The sequence below is a fragment of the Streptomyces sp. NPDC031340 genome (assembly GCF_055569945.1).
The window spans coordinates 119,298-135,985 of sequence record NZ_JBVIIE010000007.1; the positions used below are offsets into that span (position 1 = coordinate 119,298).

The 16,688-nt window shown below is 73.1% G+C and carries 12 protein-coding genes; 8 read left to right on the plus strand and 4 right to left on the minus strand.

Features of this window, described 5'->3' with window-relative positions; genetic code table 11:
- Positions 1-22: 22 nt before the first annotated feature.
- Together ACZ5GT_RS07095 and ACZ5GT_RS07100 are read right to left on the minus strand one after the other, a co-directional pair.
- Positions 23-1,975 (minus strand): phosphatase PAP2 family protein, encoded by a 1,953-nt coding sequence (locus ACZ5GT_RS07095; protein ID WP_469015852.1) that lies wholly within the window; start codon positions 1,973-1,975, stop codon positions 23-25.
- Between the two features lie 201 nt (positions 1,976-2,176).
- Positions 2,177-3,076, minus strand: a complete 900-nt coding sequence (locus ACZ5GT_RS07100) for an N-acetylglucosamine kinase (protein WP_469015856.1) — start codon at positions 3,074-3,076, stop codon at positions 2,177-2,179.
- 308 nt (positions 3,077-3,384) lie between these two features.
- Here ACZ5GT_RS07100 and ACZ5GT_RS07105 point away from each other — a divergent pair, with 308 nt between their 5' ends.
- The 6 genes from ACZ5GT_RS07105 to ACZ5GT_RS07130 all read left to right on the plus strand — a co-directional run bounded on the left by ACZ5GT_RS07105 (position 3,385) and on the right by ACZ5GT_RS07130 (position 11,682).
- Complete coding sequence (locus tag ACZ5GT_RS07105; protein WP_469015859.1) at positions 3,385-4,518, plus strand: ROK family transcriptional regulator; 1,134 nt, start codon at positions 3,385-3,387, stop codon at positions 4,516-4,518.
- A 277-nt stretch (positions 4,519-4,795) separates the two neighbouring features.
- Entirely contained in the window at positions 4,796-6,127 is a 1,332-nt protein-coding gene (locus ACZ5GT_RS07110) for an ABC transporter substrate-binding protein (protein ID WP_469015864.1), read from the plus strand.
- A 119-nt stretch (positions 6,128-6,246) separates the two neighbouring features.
- Positions 6,247-7,158 (plus strand): carbohydrate ABC transporter permease, encoded by a 912-nt coding sequence (locus tag ACZ5GT_RS07115; protein WP_469015870.1) that lies wholly within the window; start codon positions 6,247-6,249, stop codon positions 7,156-7,158.
- The gene (locus ACZ5GT_RS07120; protein WP_469015877.1) at positions 7,155-8,057 is read left to right on the plus strand and encodes a carbohydrate ABC transporter permease; all 903 of its coding nucleotides are present in this window, start codon (positions 7,155-7,157) and stop codon (positions 8,055-8,057) included. Before ACZ5GT_RS07115 ends, ACZ5GT_RS07120 begins: the two co-directional genes overlap by 4 nt.
- 2 nt (positions 8,058-8,059) lie before the next feature.
- Positions 8,060-9,778, plus strand: a complete 1,719-nt coding sequence (locus tag ACZ5GT_RS07125; RefSeq protein WP_469015884.1) for a hypothetical protein — start codon at positions 8,060-8,062, stop codon at positions 9,776-9,778.
- Between the two features lie 68 nt (positions 9,779-9,846).
- Positions 9,847-11,682, plus strand: a complete 1,836-nt coding sequence (locus ACZ5GT_RS07130; RefSeq protein ID WP_469016245.1) for a hypothetical protein — start codon at positions 9,847-9,849, stop codon at positions 11,680-11,682.
- 57 nt (positions 11,683-11,739) lie between these two features.
- Here the strand turns inward: ACZ5GT_RS07130 and ACZ5GT_RS07135 are convergent, their stop codons facing one another.
- A complete protein-coding gene (locus ACZ5GT_RS07135; protein WP_469015887.1) occupies positions 11,740-12,420 on the minus strand; it encodes a nucleoside/nucleotide kinase family protein in 681 nt (226 codons plus the stop codon).
- Positions 12,421-12,569: 149 nt separating this feature from the next.
- Between ACZ5GT_RS07135 and ACZ5GT_RS07140 the strand changes: the two genes are divergently transcribed.
- Both ACZ5GT_RS07140 and ACZ5GT_RS07145 read left to right on the plus strand, forming a co-directional pair.
- Positions 12,570-13,310: a beta-phosphoglucomutase family hydrolase gene (locus ACZ5GT_RS07140; protein WP_469015890.1), complete on the plus strand. Its 741-nt coding sequence runs from the start codon at positions 12,570-12,572 to the stop codon at positions 13,308-13,310.
- Positions 13,307-15,649 carry a glycoside hydrolase family 65 protein gene (locus ACZ5GT_RS07145; RefSeq protein ID WP_469015894.1) on the plus strand — a complete coding sequence of 781 codons (2,343 nt, stop codon included), beginning with the start codon at positions 13,307-13,309 and terminating at the stop codon, positions 15,647-15,649. The genes ACZ5GT_RS07140 and ACZ5GT_RS07145 overlap by 4 nt, the downstream gene beginning before the upstream one ends.
- 71 nt (positions 15,650-15,720) lie before the next feature.
- Here the strand turns inward: ACZ5GT_RS07145 and ACZ5GT_RS07150 are convergent, their stop codons facing one another.
- Positions 15,721-16,680, minus strand: coding sequence for a hypothetical protein (locus ACZ5GT_RS07150; protein WP_469015897.1), 960 nt, complete (start codon positions 16,678-16,680; stop codon positions 15,721-15,723).
- Positions 16,681-16,688 lie beyond the last annotated feature (8 nt).

Genomic DNA, 16,688 nt, shown 5'->3' on the forward strand with positions numbered 1-16,688 from the left:
CCGGCTCCCGCCACCGGGGGCGTCACCGCTTCAGGAGTCGTACCGACAGACCTTCCGCCGTGCAGACGGGTACGGCCCGCAGGGTGGGGGAGTTCAGCTCCACCCGGTCGAACTGACCGCGCAGCACTGCGGCGGCCAGGACGGGCACCGTGCTGCCCGCGGCCGGGGGCCGCTCGGCGTCGAGGCGCAGCGACAGCACGCTGCCCGGGCCCAGCAGCGCCCGCCGGGTCACCTCCAGGGCCGCGTCCTGCCCGGCGCGCAGCGTCACCTCCAGGGCCGCCGACTCCTGCCGGTACCCGCCGCGCACCTCGGCCGGCCGCTGGAGCCGCAGCGTGCCACCGAGCACCCGCACGTCGCCGTGGCCCAGGGCGTGGGACGAGCCGGCCACCAGCACGCCGTCCGTCACGGTGGTGCCGCCGGTGTAGGTGTTGCGGCCCGTCAGGGTCAGCGTGCCGCTGCCCCGCTTGGTCAGCCCGCCGGCCCCGTCGATGTCGTTGCGCCAGCTGTCGGCCACGGCGAAGCCGCCCGCCGCCGCGTCCAGGGCGACGGTCACGTCGGAGTCGAAGGAGCCGTACCCGTCCGCCGCGGCGAACAGGTTCAGCCGCCCCCACTGCTCGAAGCCGTCCAGCAGGACGTACCCGGAGGGCAGCGCGGTCGTGCGCAGCACCTCCCGCCGCTGCCCGGCGTCCAGGTACGGAAGCCGCGTCTCCAGCAGCACCTCCGCGCCCTTCGGCACGGTCATCGGCTCGCTGCGGCCGTGCCGGGTCAGCACGTACGTCAGCCGGGGCCGCACCGCGCGGGCGTTGGCGTCGCGGTCCGCGTACGGGTCGGCGCCCGGGGCGGCTGTGTGGGCGTAGGCGTACAGGGTGTCGGCCGTGGCGCCGGTCTGCTCCTGGAAGTAGGCCAGGGCCTGGGCGCGGGCGGCGGCCTTCAGCTCCGCGTTCGCCGGATCGGCGAGCGTGGCGGCGGCCAGCGCGGTGGCCATGACCCGCCCGCCGAGGACGTCGACCGTGGAGTGCATGCCCGCCATGATCCGGGTGTGGCTGAGCTCGAAGGCCCGCGTCACCAGTTCCTGGAACCGCTCGGGCACGGCGTACGCGAACGCCAGGGACGCCAGGTGGAAGGCGTTGGTGTGGCCGCTGGGGAAGCCGCCGTCGTCCACCGGGGAGGTGCTGCGCTGGCGCAGCAGCTGGGGAGCGACGACGACCCGCGAGTCGTACACCGGGTAGCCGAGTGCGTCCTTCGCGCCGGTGTCGACGACCTCGCTGTCCTCGTTCATGCGCCACGGACGCGGGTACTGGAAGGCGTACTTGGCCGGGTTGCCGGAGGCGTACGGGCCGCGCACCGTGTCGACGAGCTCGGCCACCTTGCCGAGCGCGGAGTCGTGCGCACCGGCGCCGAGCGCGGAGCCGGCGGGGGCGCCGGCGGGCACCGCGTCGCTGATCGTGGTCGCGGGCGTGCCGTCGGGCGCGCTGGTGATCGACGTGACCGCCTTCGCGCCCGCCTTGTACGGCTCGGCGAGCGGACCCAGGCCCGCGATCATCGCGTAGCTCTGGTGCTGGCGGTCGTAGAGGAACGCCTCCTTCGCCTGCGCGTCCGTGCGCGCGGCGGTGAGCTGCGCGCAGTAGCGCATGTTGGCGCGCAGCACCTCCGGCCGCAGCGGCGTGCCGGTGTTCCACGCGCCGCCGGTCTTCCACACCTCGGCGAAGCCGCCGAGCGCGCGCACCACCGCGTTGGTCTCCGGCGTGAGGTTCGCCAGGACGTTGCTCTTGTAGTCGTCGACGAACGCGGCGGCGGCCGGGGTGCCGGCCGCGGTGTCCGCGGCGGCCGGCCACGCGGCGAAGGCGGGCACGGCGAACGCTCCGGCCGTGACGCCGAGGGAGGTCTTGAGGAACTTCCTCCGGTCGACGGCGAGCCGGCCGGTCGGAGAGGGGGACTGGTGCGAGGGGGACGGGTGCCCGGCTGGGGACGGCATGCGCGTGCCTCTCTTCGGTTCCGCGGCCGTGCGGCCGGGAAGGGGATCGGGGGAGTGGAGCGACGTGTCCGCATGGGTGCGGACACGGTGGATCCGGTGCGTTCCGTGGTGCTCCAGCGAAGATCTACGGCCGGGCGCTGTCGGGCCGTAGAGGGAGCGGCGACCGCGGCATGGCCCGCGGGTGAACGCGCGCCGTGCGGTTCACAGGATCGAACGGGCCAGCGCGACGGCGCCCTCGACCGGCGCCTCGCGCAGCGGCCGGGGCCGCGCGCCGGGGACGGAGGAGGCGAGCGCCGAGGTGAAGGCGTCGTAGAGCGAGGGCTGACCGAGGACCGTGCCGCCGGCGACGACCACGTCGTCGACCGCGACCCCGCGCGCCGCGAGCCGTCGGACGAGCGCGGCCAGGCGGCGGCCGCCCTCGGCGATCACGGTGCGGGCGAGCGCGGAGCCGGCGTCGGCGGCCGCGAACACGACCGGCGCGTGCCGGCCCCAGTCCGCGGAGACGTCCGTCGCGGCCTCCAGCGCGGCGCCCAGCGCGGGCACCTCGGGGACGCCGAACGCCTCGACGAGCCCGAGCGCCAGCGCGTCGGGCCGCTCCCCGCGGTCGTGCGCCGCCCATACGGCGCGGGCCGCCTCGCGGACGAGCCCGGCCGAGCCGCCCTCGTCGCCCAGCACCGCGCCCCAGCCGCCCACCTGTACGGGGCTGCCGTCGGCGAGCCGGCCCACCGCGACCGAGCCGGTGCCGGCCACCAGGCCGACCCCCTTGTCCAGACCCGCGGCGGGCACGAGCAGCTCGGCGTCCCCCACGACCAGCGCGGGGGCGCCGAAGTGCAGTTGCAGGGCGGTGCGGACCGGAGCGCACTGGCGCGGGGTCTCGCAGGCGTGGCCGCCCACGGCCAGCGCGGACGGGCGCGCGCCCGCGGGCAGCGCCTCGGCCACCAGCGCGGCCAGCCAGCCGGCGGCGGCCACCGGGTCGTGCGGCCGCCAGCCGCCGCTCGAGCGGACGTGGTCGGCGACGCGGGCGTTCCCCACGACGGCGCGCAGATGCGTCTTCGTGCCGCCCACGTCGATGCCGACCACCAGGGGCAGGGTGTCCTGCACGGATCCTCTTTCGTCGTTGCGTGGAGGTGCAACGGTGGGCGAACCGTGCCTTGGTGAACAGCAGTTGCAGCGTTCGGGAAGCCCCGGGACAGGCCTCGTGCGGATCACGGCAGGCGAGTACCGTGAACTTCGTTAGGAAGTTAACTAACGAAGTACAGTGCGTCAAGAGGTGTCGCACAGCCGGCCACCGGGACGACCGTCCGGGCGGCCGCGCTGTCGGCCGCGACACCCGGGCATCCATCGCCGCCTGCCGCGGAACCGTCCCGTGGACGCGGCCCTTGACCCGTGGGGGAACTGTGGAACACGACGTGGCGGAAGCCCCCCGCCTGACCGAGAGCGCGAGCGCCGTATTCGCCGTGCTGGCCGAGGCCGGCAGCGCGACCCGGCCCCAGCTCGCGGCCCTGGCGGGCCTGTCCAAGCCGACGGTGTCCTCCGCCGTCGCGGAACTGGAGAGCGCCCGCCTCGCCGCCCACTCCGGCACCGCCTCCAGCGGCACCGGCCGGTCCGCCGCCGTCTACGGCCTCGGACCGGCCGCCGGCGCCGTCCTCGCCGTCGATCTCGGCCCCGCCGTGACGCGGGTGCGCGGCTGCGCCCTGGACGGAACCCTGCTCGCCGAGACCGCCGCCTCCCGCGAGGAGGCCGCCGAAGCCGTGCGCGGAGCCCTCGCCGCGCTGCCCGCCGGCGCCCCGCTGCGCGCCATCGTCGTCGCCGTCGGCGACGTCACCGCGTGGGACCGTGAGGGCGCCGGCATGCGCCCCGCGACCGCCAAGGCCGGGCCCGTCTACGACGCGGTCACCGTCGCGCTGCCGCCGGGGGTGCCCGTCCACCTGGAGAACAACGTCAACTGCGCCGCGCTCGCGGAGCTGCACGAGGGCGCCGCCCGCGGCCGGCGGACCTTCGGCTACCTGCGCATCGGCGTGGGCATCGGTCTCGGCATCGTCGTCGGCGGCCACGTGCTGCGCGGCGCGAACGGCGCCGCGGGTGAGTTGGCCCGGCTGCCCTACCCGTGGGACGAGGGCCGCGAGCCGCGCCGGGAGGCCCTGGAGGAGCACGTGGGGGCCCGTTCCCTGCTGCGCAGGGCGGCGCGGGCCTGGCAGGACGCCGACGGGCCCTGCCCCACCAGTACCGAGGAACTCTTCGCCCTCGCGGCGCAGGGCCGGCCCTCCGCCCGCGCCGTGATAGGCCGGCACGCCGCCGACGTGGGCCGGCTGGCCGCCGCCGTGACCGCCGTGCTGGACCCCGGACTGATCGTGCTGGGCGGCAGCACCGGCGCGTTCCCGCAGCTCCTGCCCGGTGTGCGGGACGAACTGGCACGCCTGAGCTGGCCCACCGAGGTCGTCAGCAGCACGCTCGGTGATCTCGGTACGGTCGTGGGCGCCGCGCGGCTCGCGGTGGCCCGAGGAGTCCAAACCGTGACCGATGCGGCGCGGACGAAGGATTGACGCCCTCGGACTCGGTCTGCCAATGTCCGGACAAGCGCTTTCTAAGCCGGTCGGGAACACCGGTTTGGGTTGGCGTCCCGCCCGTACGCGACGTACGGGAGCCGCACGAGGGCGTGCTTGTGCGACGACGGCCCTCATGGCCGGGGATCCCACCCGCGAAGGCGACGCGGCCGGGCGAGGCCGCGCCCCCGGAAAGCGAAAATTCCTCGCACAATGCACCAGTGCCGCTTCAGTCGGCGCCGTGCTCCGTCCCCTCCGAAGAAAAAAGGGATCGAAGATGACCAATGTGGGTGTGCGGCGCTCCCGCCGGCTCGGCCGCGGCGGCATACGCCGCGTGGTTCCCCTCGCTGCCGTGGCGACGGCAGGTGCCCTGCTGATCTCCGCCTGCGGCTCCGGCTCCGGGTCCTCGGGCGGTACCTCCAAGTCCCTGACGTTCTGGATCTCCACGGTTCCGGGGCAGGACGCGGGCTGGAAGAAGCTGGTCGCTCAGTACAAGAAGGAAGCCGGCGTCAAGGTCAAGCTCGTCAACATCCCCTACGACGGGTACACGACGAAGCTGCACAACGCCGCGCAGGCGAACTCCCTGCCCGACGTGGCGGCCGTCCCGGCCCTCGACCCGATCTGGTCGAACAAGCTGATCGACCTCAGCTCCATCGCCGACAACAAGGCGAACAACATCAACGCCAACTTCCTGGCCAAGGACTCGTCCGGGAAGGTGCTGTCCATCCCCTCGGACGTCACCGCGTCGGGCCTGTTCATCAACAAGTCGCTGTTCGAGAAGGCCGGGGTCTCCTTCCCGACCTCGCCGCAGAAGACGTGGACCTGGACCGAGTTCATCAAGGCGGCGAACAAGGTCCGCGAGAAGACCGGCGCCAAGTACTCGCTCACCTTCGACCAGTCGCCGTCCCGGCTGCGCGCCATGGTGTACGAGCTCGGCGGCAAGTACGTTCACGCCGACTCCTCCGGCAAGTTCTCGGTGGACGCCGCGACCAAGAAGGCCGTGAACACCTTCGTCGGATGGAACGACGACAAGATCATGCCGAAGTCGGTGTGGACCAGCGGCGCCGACCCGTCGGCCATGTTCCAGAGCGGTGACGTGGTCGCCTACTGGTCCGGCGTGTGGCAGGTCGCCGCCTTCTCGGAGAGCATCAAGAAGTTCGACTGGGCGAGCGTCCCGACCCCCGCCGAGCCGGTGCAGGCCAGTGACGTCAACAGCGGCGGCATGATGGTCGGGTTCAACAACAACGGCGCCGCGGCCACCGCCGCGAAGAAGTTCATGTCCTGGCTGTACGAGCCGGACCACTACACCGAGCTGTGCGCGGCGTCCGGGTTCCTGCCCGTCGAGAGCGGTCTGAGCCCGAAGTACCCCTTCAAGTCCGAGGCGGCGCAGGCGGCGTTCAAGCTCTACAACGAGGAGATCCCGCTCTACGACCCGATCTCCGGCTACTTCAACAGCGCGCAGACGAACTGGGTGCTGAAGGGCAAGAGCCTCACCGAGGACCCGACCAAGGCGGAGCTCGGCAAGGCGATCAACGGCCAGCAGTCGCCCGAGAAGGCCCTGGAGAACATCGTGGCCGGCTACAACCAGCAGGTCGGCGGCGCGTCGTAGGCCACAGGGCCGGGCGGCGGAGCAGACCCCGCCGCCCGGCCCTGGTGCCCATGCGATGCCGGGCTCATGGCCCTTGAGCCCACAGGAATCCATTCCACCAGCACCACGGAGTCAGGAAGATGACAAAACGCGCCTCGGCCGTGTCCGCGAGCTCGCCCAGGAGACGCAGTAAGTACATTCTTGCGCCGCTCGTCCTCATCGCGGCCAATGTGGTGCTCTTCGCGCTGTTCTTCGTGTGGCCGGCGGTGATCGGGCTCGTCTACTCCTTCACGAACTACACGGGCGTGGGAGCGTTCCAGTTCGTCGGACTGGACAACTACCACCACCTGTTCGGGGACTCCACCTTCTACGACGCGCTGACACGGACGCTGCTGTACGCGGTGCTCTTCGTACCGCTGAACTTCGCGCTCGCGCTGGCCGCCGCCAACCTGGTGGTGAGCAAGCACGCCAAGGGCACGTCGGTCGCCCGCGTCATCTTCTTCATTCCGTGGCTGCTGTCGCCCATCGTCGTGGGTGTTCTGTGGCGGTGGCTGTTCGGTGAGAACTTCGGACTGGTCAACTACCTCATCGAGAAGCTCGGCGGGGGCGCCGTCCCGTGGCAGTCGAACGCGGACCTGTCCCTGCTGGTGGTGGTGATGGCGGCGTCCTGGGCCTGGACGGGTTTCTCGATGCTGCTGTTCATAGCGGCGATCAAGAACGTGCCCACCTCGTACTACGAGGCGGCCGCCCTCGACGGAGCCGGCCCCTGGCGGCAGTTCGTCAGCATCACCCTGCCGAGCATCGCGCCCACCTCGTTCATCGTCATCCTGCTCAACACGATCAACGCGATGAAGGAATACCCGGTGTTCGTCGCCCTCAACAACGGCGGACCCGGAACGTCGAACAACCTGCTCGTCCAGTACATCTATGAGACCGGCTTCAAACGGGGTCAGATCGGCTACGCGAGTGCCGCGTCATTCGTGCTCATGCTCATTCTGATGGCCGTCGCGATCATCCAGCTGATCGTCAACCGGCGGGTGGAGAACCGATGACAACCACAGACATTCCTCGCCCCGTCGACGCCGGTCCCGGACGGGCCGTCCCGAAGAAGCGACCCCGCGGAGCGAGCAGCGGCGGGCTCCGGCGGGCGGTGCCCGCGACGGCACTGCTGTGGATCCTCGCCTGCCTGTACGGGCTGCCGGTGCTGTGGTTCATCCTCAGCTCCCTCAAACCGGCCTCGGACCTGTTCTCGTATCCGCTGACGCTGGTTCCGCACAACCCCACCCTGTCGGGTTACCTGACGGCGTGGCGCAGCGCCAACTTCTCCCAGTACTTCATCAACACGATCATCGTGTGCGTGATCACGACGGTTCTCACGGTGGGCGTGAGCTGCTGCACCGGTTACGCGCTGGCCAAGTACGACAACAAGTGGCTCAAGGCGTTCTTCATCTGCATCCTGGCCACCACCATGCTGCCGTCCGAGGTCATGCTCGCCCCGGAGTTCCTGGTCGTCCGCAACCTCGGCCTCTACAACTCCTTCGCGGGCATCATCCTGCCGGCCGTGCTCACCGCGACCGGATGCTTCATGTTCCGCCAGTTCTTCCTGACGGTTCCCGACGAACTAGTGGAGGCCGCGCGCATCGACGGCGCCCGCGAACTGTCGATCTTCCTGCGGATCATGGTGCCGCTCTCCCGGCCCATCATGCTGACCCTCGCCATCCTGTCCTTCCAGTGGCGGTGGAACGACTACATCTGGCCGCTGCTGATGCTCAACGACCCCAGCAAGTTCACCGTGCAGATCGGCATCCAGAGCATCGTCGGCGCGCAGAACATCAACTGGTCGGTCCTGCTCGGCGCGTCGGTCATCTCCATGATCCCGCTGATCGCCATCTTCCTGGTCTTCCAGCGCTACGTGATGGGCGCCGACATCAACGCCGGACTGAAGGACTGACCGTGCCCACCCCGCTCGACCACGAGTTCGTCCGCGCGGTGGCCCGCGCCGCCGACAGGTCGGCCGCCCCGCTGGCGGCCGGCCCCGACGAGGAACCCGCCGGGATGCCCCACCGCGTCCTGGCGCGCCGGGTGAAGACGCTGGTCGCGGCCTACCGCTCCCCGGAGTCGGTGCTGCACGGCAGCGGGCGGGCCGTCGCCGCCGCGACGACCCACCTGCGCGCCCTGCGGGCCGCGCAGACGTCCACCGGCCTCTTCGCCGGCGGCGACAACGTGCAGTCACCGCCCGACTCCGCGTTCACCGTCAACGACGTGTGCGACGCGCACGTCCTCGCCGCCGGCGCGGGGCCGGAACTGCGCGACGTCACGGCCGCGCTCGCCGGGATCGCCCGCGCCGCCACCGACAGCCTCCTCACCGGCGGGGTGCACACCCCCAACCACCGCTGGGAGCTGTGCGCGGCGCTGGCCCGGCTGCACCGGTCCTTCCCCGACGACCGGCTGCTCGACCGGGTCGAGGAGTGGCTCGGCGAGGGCGTCGACATCGACGCGGACGGCCTGTACTCGGAACGCAGCGCCAACTACGCGGCCCACGTGTCCAACCCGTCGCTGCTGCTGCTGGCCGGAGTGCTCGGCCGCGCCGACCTGCTGGACGCCGTCGAACGCAACCTCACCACGACCCTTGACCTCATCAGGCCGGACGCGACGGTGGAGACCGTCCACTCGCGACGGCAGGACCAGCACCACCCGTTCCCGCTCGCGCCCTACCTGCCGCACTACCGGCTGCTCGCGATCCGCACGGGCCGGGGGGACTTCAGCCGGGCGGCGCGACTGGCGGCCGCCGGCGGCATCGACGACCCCGGCCTGCTCGCCGAGACCCTCCTCACCCCGGACCTGTGCCACGTCCTGCCGGCCCCGGCCGCGGAACGGCTCCCGCGCGACCGGTACATCGCCTCCGCACGCCTGGCCGCACACGCCTCGCACGGCGCGCACACGGTGGTGTACGGCGGGTCCGACGTGCCCGGGCACCGGCGCATCCGTTCGGGCCTGGCCTGCAATCCCACGTTCCTGCGCCTGTTCGCCGGCGAGGCAGTCCTCGACGCGGTCCGGCTCTCCCGGGGCTTCTTCGACCTCGGCCCGTTCCGCGCCGCCGACATGCACCGGCTCACCGACACCCGCTACCGGCTCACCGAAACCCTCACGGCCGCCTACTACCAGCCGCTCCCGCCGGCCCTGCGGCGGGACGACGGCGCCTACCGGATGGCGGACGAGGGACGCTTCTCGGCCGCCATGGCCTTCCCGGACCGGCCCCGGGACGAGGTCTCGCACACCACCCGCGTGGAGGTGGACCTGCGGGAGGACGGCGCGGACCTGCGGATCGACATCAGCGGACCGCCGGTGCCCTGGGCCCTCGAACTGACCTTCCGGCCGGGCGGCGTGCCGGAGGGCGCCGTGCCGATCGGCGACGGACGCTGGTGCCTGACGACCGGGCCGATGACCTACCGGGCCGGCGAGGACGAGATCCGGGTAGAGGTCGGCGTCGAGGCCGGCGAACCGCTCGCCGGGCCGGACCGCGGCGACGTCCTGCGGTACGACCCCGGCCAGGACCACACCGTGGTGGGCGGCACCGACGCGACGGCCGGCAACCGCGTCTACGTCGGCGGCCAGGGCCCGCACACACTGACCGTCGCGCTGCGCGCCCACCGGCCCGCACCCGTCGGGTGACCCCGACCCCACGCCATGGCCACCTCCGGCATGAAGGGCTGAACCCCGTGCACCTCCCGCACCCTCCCGTGCACCTCCCGCACCAGCGCGGCCCGCTGCACGACCTCCCCGACACCCCCGAGGCGTACGACGCCGTCCTCGCCGACGTCACCGAGCAGGCCCTGGCCCGGCTCACCCCCGAGGGCAGCCTCGAACACCCCGACTGCACCGACGACATCGGCGACACCTCCCTCGGCGTCACCTCGCTGCTGGCGCTCGCCTGGCAGCGCACCGAGGACCCGCGGCTGCCGGACGCGGTGCGCCGCAGCCTCGCCTTCCACCTGGACCGGCGGGTCTTCACCGAGGACAACCCCGGCTACCCCAACCTCAGGGTCCGCGACTCCGGCCTCCCGTACGCCCGTTACGTCCTCCAGGCGGGCGCCCACCCCATCGGCGACTGGCCGAGCACCGTGTGGGCGCTGCTGCAGGCGGTCGACGTCCTCGATCTGGCCGACGGTCTGGTGGACGACGACCGGCGGGGCAGGCTGCTGGAGGTGGCGCACGGCTACTGGCGCTGGCTGACCGAGGCCACCTTCTTCAACCCGCAGGAGGCCGCCAACCAGGCGATCGGCTGTGTGGTGGGCGGCCTGATGCTGGCCCGCCACCTGCCGGGCGCGGAGGGCGAGCGGGTCCGCGAACGCGCCCTCGGGCTCTACGCCGACGAGATCCGCGCCCACCGGGTCCGCGACCGGGGCGCTCTGCTGCCCCCCGAGCACGGCGGCGCCTACGACAACAACTACGGCCCGATCTCCCTGTCGTTCCTCGCCCAAGCCCACCGGGTCAGCGGCGAGGAGGTCTTCGCCGCCGACGGCGACGCCCTCGCCCGCTACATCGACGCCCGGCTCACCGGCGGCGGCTTCGACAACGGCGGCCCCCGCTACAGCGAGCAGCACTCCGCCTTCGAATCCGTCCTCGGCCTGCGCTACTTCGGCGCCCGCATCGGAGCCGACCTGGGCCGCTACCGGGGCGACAGCCGGTGGGCCCGGCACGCGGTCAAGCCGGACGGCGGGGTCGACGGCCACTTCGCGTGGATGCTCGTCTGGCAGATCCAGGACACGACGCGCTGGCACCGTACACCGTCGACGGAGCCCGCCCGGCACCAACTGCGGGCCGGCACGGTCTCGGTGGCCTTCGACGACCGGATGACCCCGTCCCTGGTCGAGGCGGACGGCACCTACTGGATGGCGGCGGCCGTCAACCGTCAGCACGGGTTCGGTCCGGTGACCGACGGCTTCCTGCTGTGCCGCCCCATGGGGCGGGTCCGGGTCCGCGACGTACGCGCCGACGGCCTCGCGGCCAAGCTGGTGACCAAGCCGGTCGTCGGCCCCGACCAGGTGCTGCGCCATGTCCGCTCGCTGTACGTCACGGACGGCGCCCGCCTGTGGACGGTGGTCGCGGTGGAGCGGCTCGCCGGCAGCCCCTACCTGCTGGCCGGGCTGCCGTACGCGGCCGACGACGGCGACCGGGTGCGCCGCACCGCCGACGGGGCCGTGGCCTCGGCCGGCACGCTGCGGCTCACGCATCCCGCGACGCCGGGCCCCCACCACTTCGACGCCCGCGCCGAACTCACCCAGGAACAGGCGGCGTTCGCCCTCGCGGCCGACCCGCGCGGCTACGGCGACCCCGACGAGGGCTGGCGGCACCTGGTCGCCTCCAGCGCGCTGGAGGCCGGACCGGCCCCGGGCGCCCCGGAGGACCTCAGCGTGTTCGCGGTCCAGTACGGCTCACGGGAGGCCTTCGCCCCGGTCTTCGAGCGGGACGGGGACGCCCTCACCGTCCGCACGGACGTCTTCACCGCCGTGCTCGGCCCGGTGGCGGGCGACGCCCGCGCGGAACCGGAACTGACCCTGCGCGCCGGCGCGTGAAGCCGCGGTCCCGGGACCGGTGTTCCGGGACCGGTGTCCCGGGACCGCGGCCCCGCCTCACCCGCTCCCCGTGCGCCCGTCCGCCCGCCTCGGGGTTCGCACCACCAGGTCCGCCCGCACCACCAGGTCCGCCCGCCCGCGCGTCGCCGCCACCAGTTCGGCGTTGCGCTGGTCGGAGCGCTCCACCCAGGCCACGGCCGCCTCGTGGTCCTTGCCGAACTCCTCGTGCCGGGCGACCAGTCGGCGCACCCGCTCGTCCTCGTCGAGTTCGCAGAACCACACCTCGTCGAGGCGCGGCCGCACGCGCGCCCACGCGCCCGTCTCCAGCAGCAGGTAGTTGCCCTCCGTCACCACCAGCCGGGCGGCCGGCGGCACCGGGATCGCGCCCGCGACCGGCTGCTCCAGCACCCGCTCGAAGCCCGGCGCGTAGACGACGTCCGCGGTGTCCTCCCCCAGCCGCCGCAGCAGCGCCGCGTACCCGGCGGCGTCGAACGTGTCCGGCGCGCCCTTGCGGTCGCGGCGGCCGAGCCGGTCCAGTTCGGCGTCGGCGAGGTGGAAGCCGTCCATGGGGACGTGCGCCACCCACGGCTCCCCGTCGCCGTTCAGTTCGCGGACCAGGTGCTCGGCGAGCGTCGTCTTGCCAGCGCCCGGGCTGCCGGCGATGCCGAGCACCGCACGGCGGCCGTCCCGGGGCAGGGCACGGGCACGGGCGAGGAGGTCGTCGAACGTCGGCGGCACACCCCAGAGTGTGCCACCCGCCCCGCGTCCGTGACACAGACGGTCATACCGCCACATACCCGACCAACCATGCGTTTCCCCGTGTTCCGTCGCGCACATGTGGCCGGAACCACCCGCTGGACCCGCCCCGATGGGGAAGGGTGTCCGGTATGACGCAGCTCGGTCTCCCCGAAGACATCCAGGCCTGCCTCTTCGACCTCGACGGGGTCGTGACCAAGACGGCGGTGGTGCACGCGGCCGCCTGGAAGGAGACGTTCGACGCCTTCCTGCGCGAGCGGGAGGGCGACGGCTTCCGGCCCTTCGACATCGGCGCCGACTACGACGAGTACGTCGACGGACGCCCCCGCGCCGACGGCGTGCGCACCTTCCTCGCCTCCCGCGGCATCGAACTTCCGGAGGGCCACCCCGACGACCCGCCGGAGGCGCAGACCGTCAACGGCGTCGGCAACCGCAAGAACGTCCTGCTGCTGGAGCGGATCCGCACCCAGGGCGTCGAGGCCTACGACGGCACGCTGCGCTACATCCGGGCGGCGCGGGCTCGGGGCCTGAAGACCGCCATCGTCTCCTCCAGCGCCAACACCCGCGACGTGCTGCACTCGACCGGCATCGAGGACCTCTTCGACGTCCGCGTCGACGGCGTGGTGGCCGCCGAGCGGGGACTGCCGGGCAAGCCGCGTCCCGACACCTTCCTCGCCGCCGCCCGGGACCTGGGCGTCGAGCCGTCGCGGGCCGCCGTCTTCGAGGACGCCCTGGCCGGCATGGACGCGGGCCGCTCCGGCCACTTCGGCTACGTCGTCGGCGTCGACCGGGTCGGGCAGAGCGAGGCGCTGTACGCGCACGGCGCCGACATCGTCGTCAAGGACCTCGCCGAGCTGGGAGGGCGTGCGTGATCACCCACCGGTCGTACACCGTCGAGCCGTGGTGCGTGCGCGAGACGGAACTGCACCTGGACGTCCTGGCCCAGAGCGAGTCGGTGTTCGCCCTGTCCAACGGGCACGTCGGCTGGCGCGGCAACCTCGACGAGGGCGAACCGCACGGCCTGCCCGGCAGCTACCTCAACGGCGTCCACGAACTGCACCCGCTGCCGTACGCCGAGGCCGGGTACGGCTACCCGGAGTCCGGCCAGAGCGTCATCAACGTCACCAACGGCAAGATCCTGCGGCTGCTCGTCGACGACGAGCCGTTCGACCTGCGCTACGGGCAGGTGGTCGCCCACGAACGCGTCCTCGACCTGCGCCGGGGCGTGCTGGAGCGCACCTGCGAGTGGACCTCGCCGGCCGGGTCGACGGTCCGGGTCCGCTCCACCCGGCTGGTGTCGCTGACCCAGCGGGCCGTGGCGGCCGTCGCCTACGAGGTGGAGGCGGTCGGCGACCGCTGCCGGGTGGTGATCCAGTCGGAGCTGGTCGCCAACGAGAGCCTGCCCGAGCCGGACGGCGACCCGCGCGCGGCGCGGGCGCTGACGTCGCCGCTGGAGCCGGAGGAGCACTTCGCCTCCCGTGACAAGCTGCGCCTGGTGCACCGCACCCGGCGCAGCGGCCTGCGTGTCGCCGTCGCCGCCGACCACACCGTCACCGGCCCGCCGCGGACCACGACCAGCAGCGAGAGCGACGCCGACGTGGCCCGGCTGACCGTCACCTCCGTGCTGGAGCCCGGGCAACGGCTGCGGGTGGAGAAGCTCGTCGCCCACGGCTGGTCCGGCGTCCGCTCGCGGCCCGCGATGAGCGGCCAGGTGGAGGCGGCCCTGGCGGCGGCCGCGCACAGCGGCTGGGACGGCCTGCTCGCCGAGCAGCGGGACTACCTGGACGACTTCTGGTCGCGCGCCGACGTCGAGGTCGACGGCGACGAGGAGATCCAGCAGGCCGCACGCTTCGCCCTCTTCCACGTCCTCCAGGCCGGCGCCCGCGCCGAACGGCGCGCGATACCCGCGAAGGGCCTGACCGGATCCGGCTACGACGGCCACGCCTTCTGGGACACCGAGACGTTCGTCCTGCCCCTGCTGACCTACACCGCCCCGGACGCCGTGGCCGAGGCGCTGCGCTGGCGCCACAACACCCTCGACGCCGCCCGCGAGCGCGCCGCCCAACTCGGCCTGGACGGGGCCGCGTTCCCCTGGCGCACCATCGAGGGCTCGGAAGGGTCGGCGTACTGGCCGGCCGGGACCGCGGCCTTCCACGTCAACGCCGACATCGCCGACGCCGTCGTGCGCTACGTCGCGGCCACCGGCGACACCGGCTTCGAGCGCGAGGCGGGCGTGGAACTGCTGGTGGAGACCGCCCGCCTGTGGCGCTCGCTCGGCCACCACGACGCGCACGGCACCTTCCACATCGACGGCGTCACCGGCCCCGACGAGTACAGCGCCGTCGTCGACGACAACACCTACACCAACCTCATGGCCCGGGCGAACCTGCTCGCGGCCGCCGACGCGGTGGAACGCCATCCGCAGCAGGCCGCCCGGCTCGGCGTGGACGAGGAGGAGTCCGCCGCCTGGCGGGACGCGGCCGAGGCCGTGCACCTGCCCTACAACGACGATCTCGGCGTGCACGAACAGCACGCGGGCTTCACCCGCTACCAGCGCTGGGACTTCGAGAACACCGCCCCCGGGCAGTACCCGCTGATGCTGCACTTCCCGTACTTCGACCTGTACCGCAAGCAGGTCGTCAAGCAGGCGGACCTCGTCCTGGCGATGTACCTGTGCGGCAGCCACTTCGACGACGAGCAGGTGGCCCGCAACTTCGCCTACTACGAGCCGCTGACCGTCCGCGACTCCTCCCTGTCGGCCTGCGTCCAGGCCGTGATCGCCGCGCAGGCGGGCCATCTGCGGCTCGCCTACGACTACACGGTCGAGGCGGCGCTGATGGACCTGGCGGACCTGGAGCACAACACCCGCGACGGACTGCACATCGCCTCGCTGGCCGGCACCTGGACGGCACTGGTGGCGGGCTTCGGCGGCCTGCGCCGCGACGGCGACAGCCTCGCCTTCGCGCCCCGGCTGCCCGAGAGGTTCAGCCGCCTCGCCTTCCACGTGCAGCTCCTCGACAGCCGCCTGCGCGTGGAGATCGGCCCGGACAAGGCCGCCTACACGCTGCTGTCCGGGCCGTCCGTGACGATCAGTCACCACGGCGCGCGGGTCAGGGTCAACGGCGACGGCCCGGCCGTGTGCCCGATGCCGCCGACGCCGGTGCGCCCGGCCCCCGCGCAGCCACCGCACCGCGGACCGGGCGGGCGCTGATCCCCGGCCCGGAGCCGGACACGGGGGAGGGCAGCGCCGCCGGTGCGCGGCGCGGCCCTGCCGGCCGTCGGTCAGACGCGCAGCTTGGCCTCTCTGCGGAACTTCGCGAACTGCTGGTCCGGATCGCCCGTGTACGACCAGGGCGTCCGCGTGGCACGTCGGCCGAGCATCCGCAGCAGAGACGCCGAGATGTCCTGCACGCCGGCATGGCAGGCCGCGTGCGCCAGGTGGTTGAGGTCGCGCAGCTCGCCGGGCGCGATGGCCTCGTCGGGCCGGACCGACATCCAGCACTGCCAGGTGCGGCGCACGGCGCTGACCGCCCCCTCGTGGCTCCAGTGCTGCCCGTGGCCGACGGCGGACTGACCGCCGTCGACCGCGTCGAGGAGGTGGCGGTACTCCTCGACCCGCGCGTACTGCACCAGCACCGGCAGCGGGCAGCCGGGCGGCGCGACGCCCGCCGCGTCGTGGGCGAAGTCGTACATCAGGCCGTGCGAGCCGTGCCAGCGCGCCGAGTAGTAGTGCAGGACCTGCAGGTGGCCCTCCACGCTGTACGGGTCGCGCGCGTGCAGCTCGTCCCACCAGCGCGCCAGTTCCTGCCGCCGCACCCCTGCCGGGTACAGCCGCGCCACGGAGATCAGGGAGACCCATGGGGTGGGGTCGTCCGGCAAGGCCTCGGCGGCCTGCAGGCAGGCCATCACCGCGGTGTCGATGCGGTGCTGGTCGATCGGCACGCCCCGGCCCGCGGCGATGGCCAGGTTGAACGCCCGCGCGGTCTCCGTCGCCGCCCGCAGCACCAGCGCGTCGGCGCTGCGGGGTTCGGCGGCCAGCCACGTCTCCACCGTCGAGTTCGCGGCGCAGGCCTGTGCGAGCAGGCGGATCCGGTGACCCCGGGCGAGCCAGTCCGGGCCGGTGGCGCGCAGCAGTTCCCGCAGGCCCTGCCAGCGGCCGATGACGATGTCGTGACGGCTGGAGGTGAGGGAGGCGTCGCCGCAGTCGGGGTCGTAGTCGGGGGTGAAGCGTTCGCGCGCCATCTGGGACT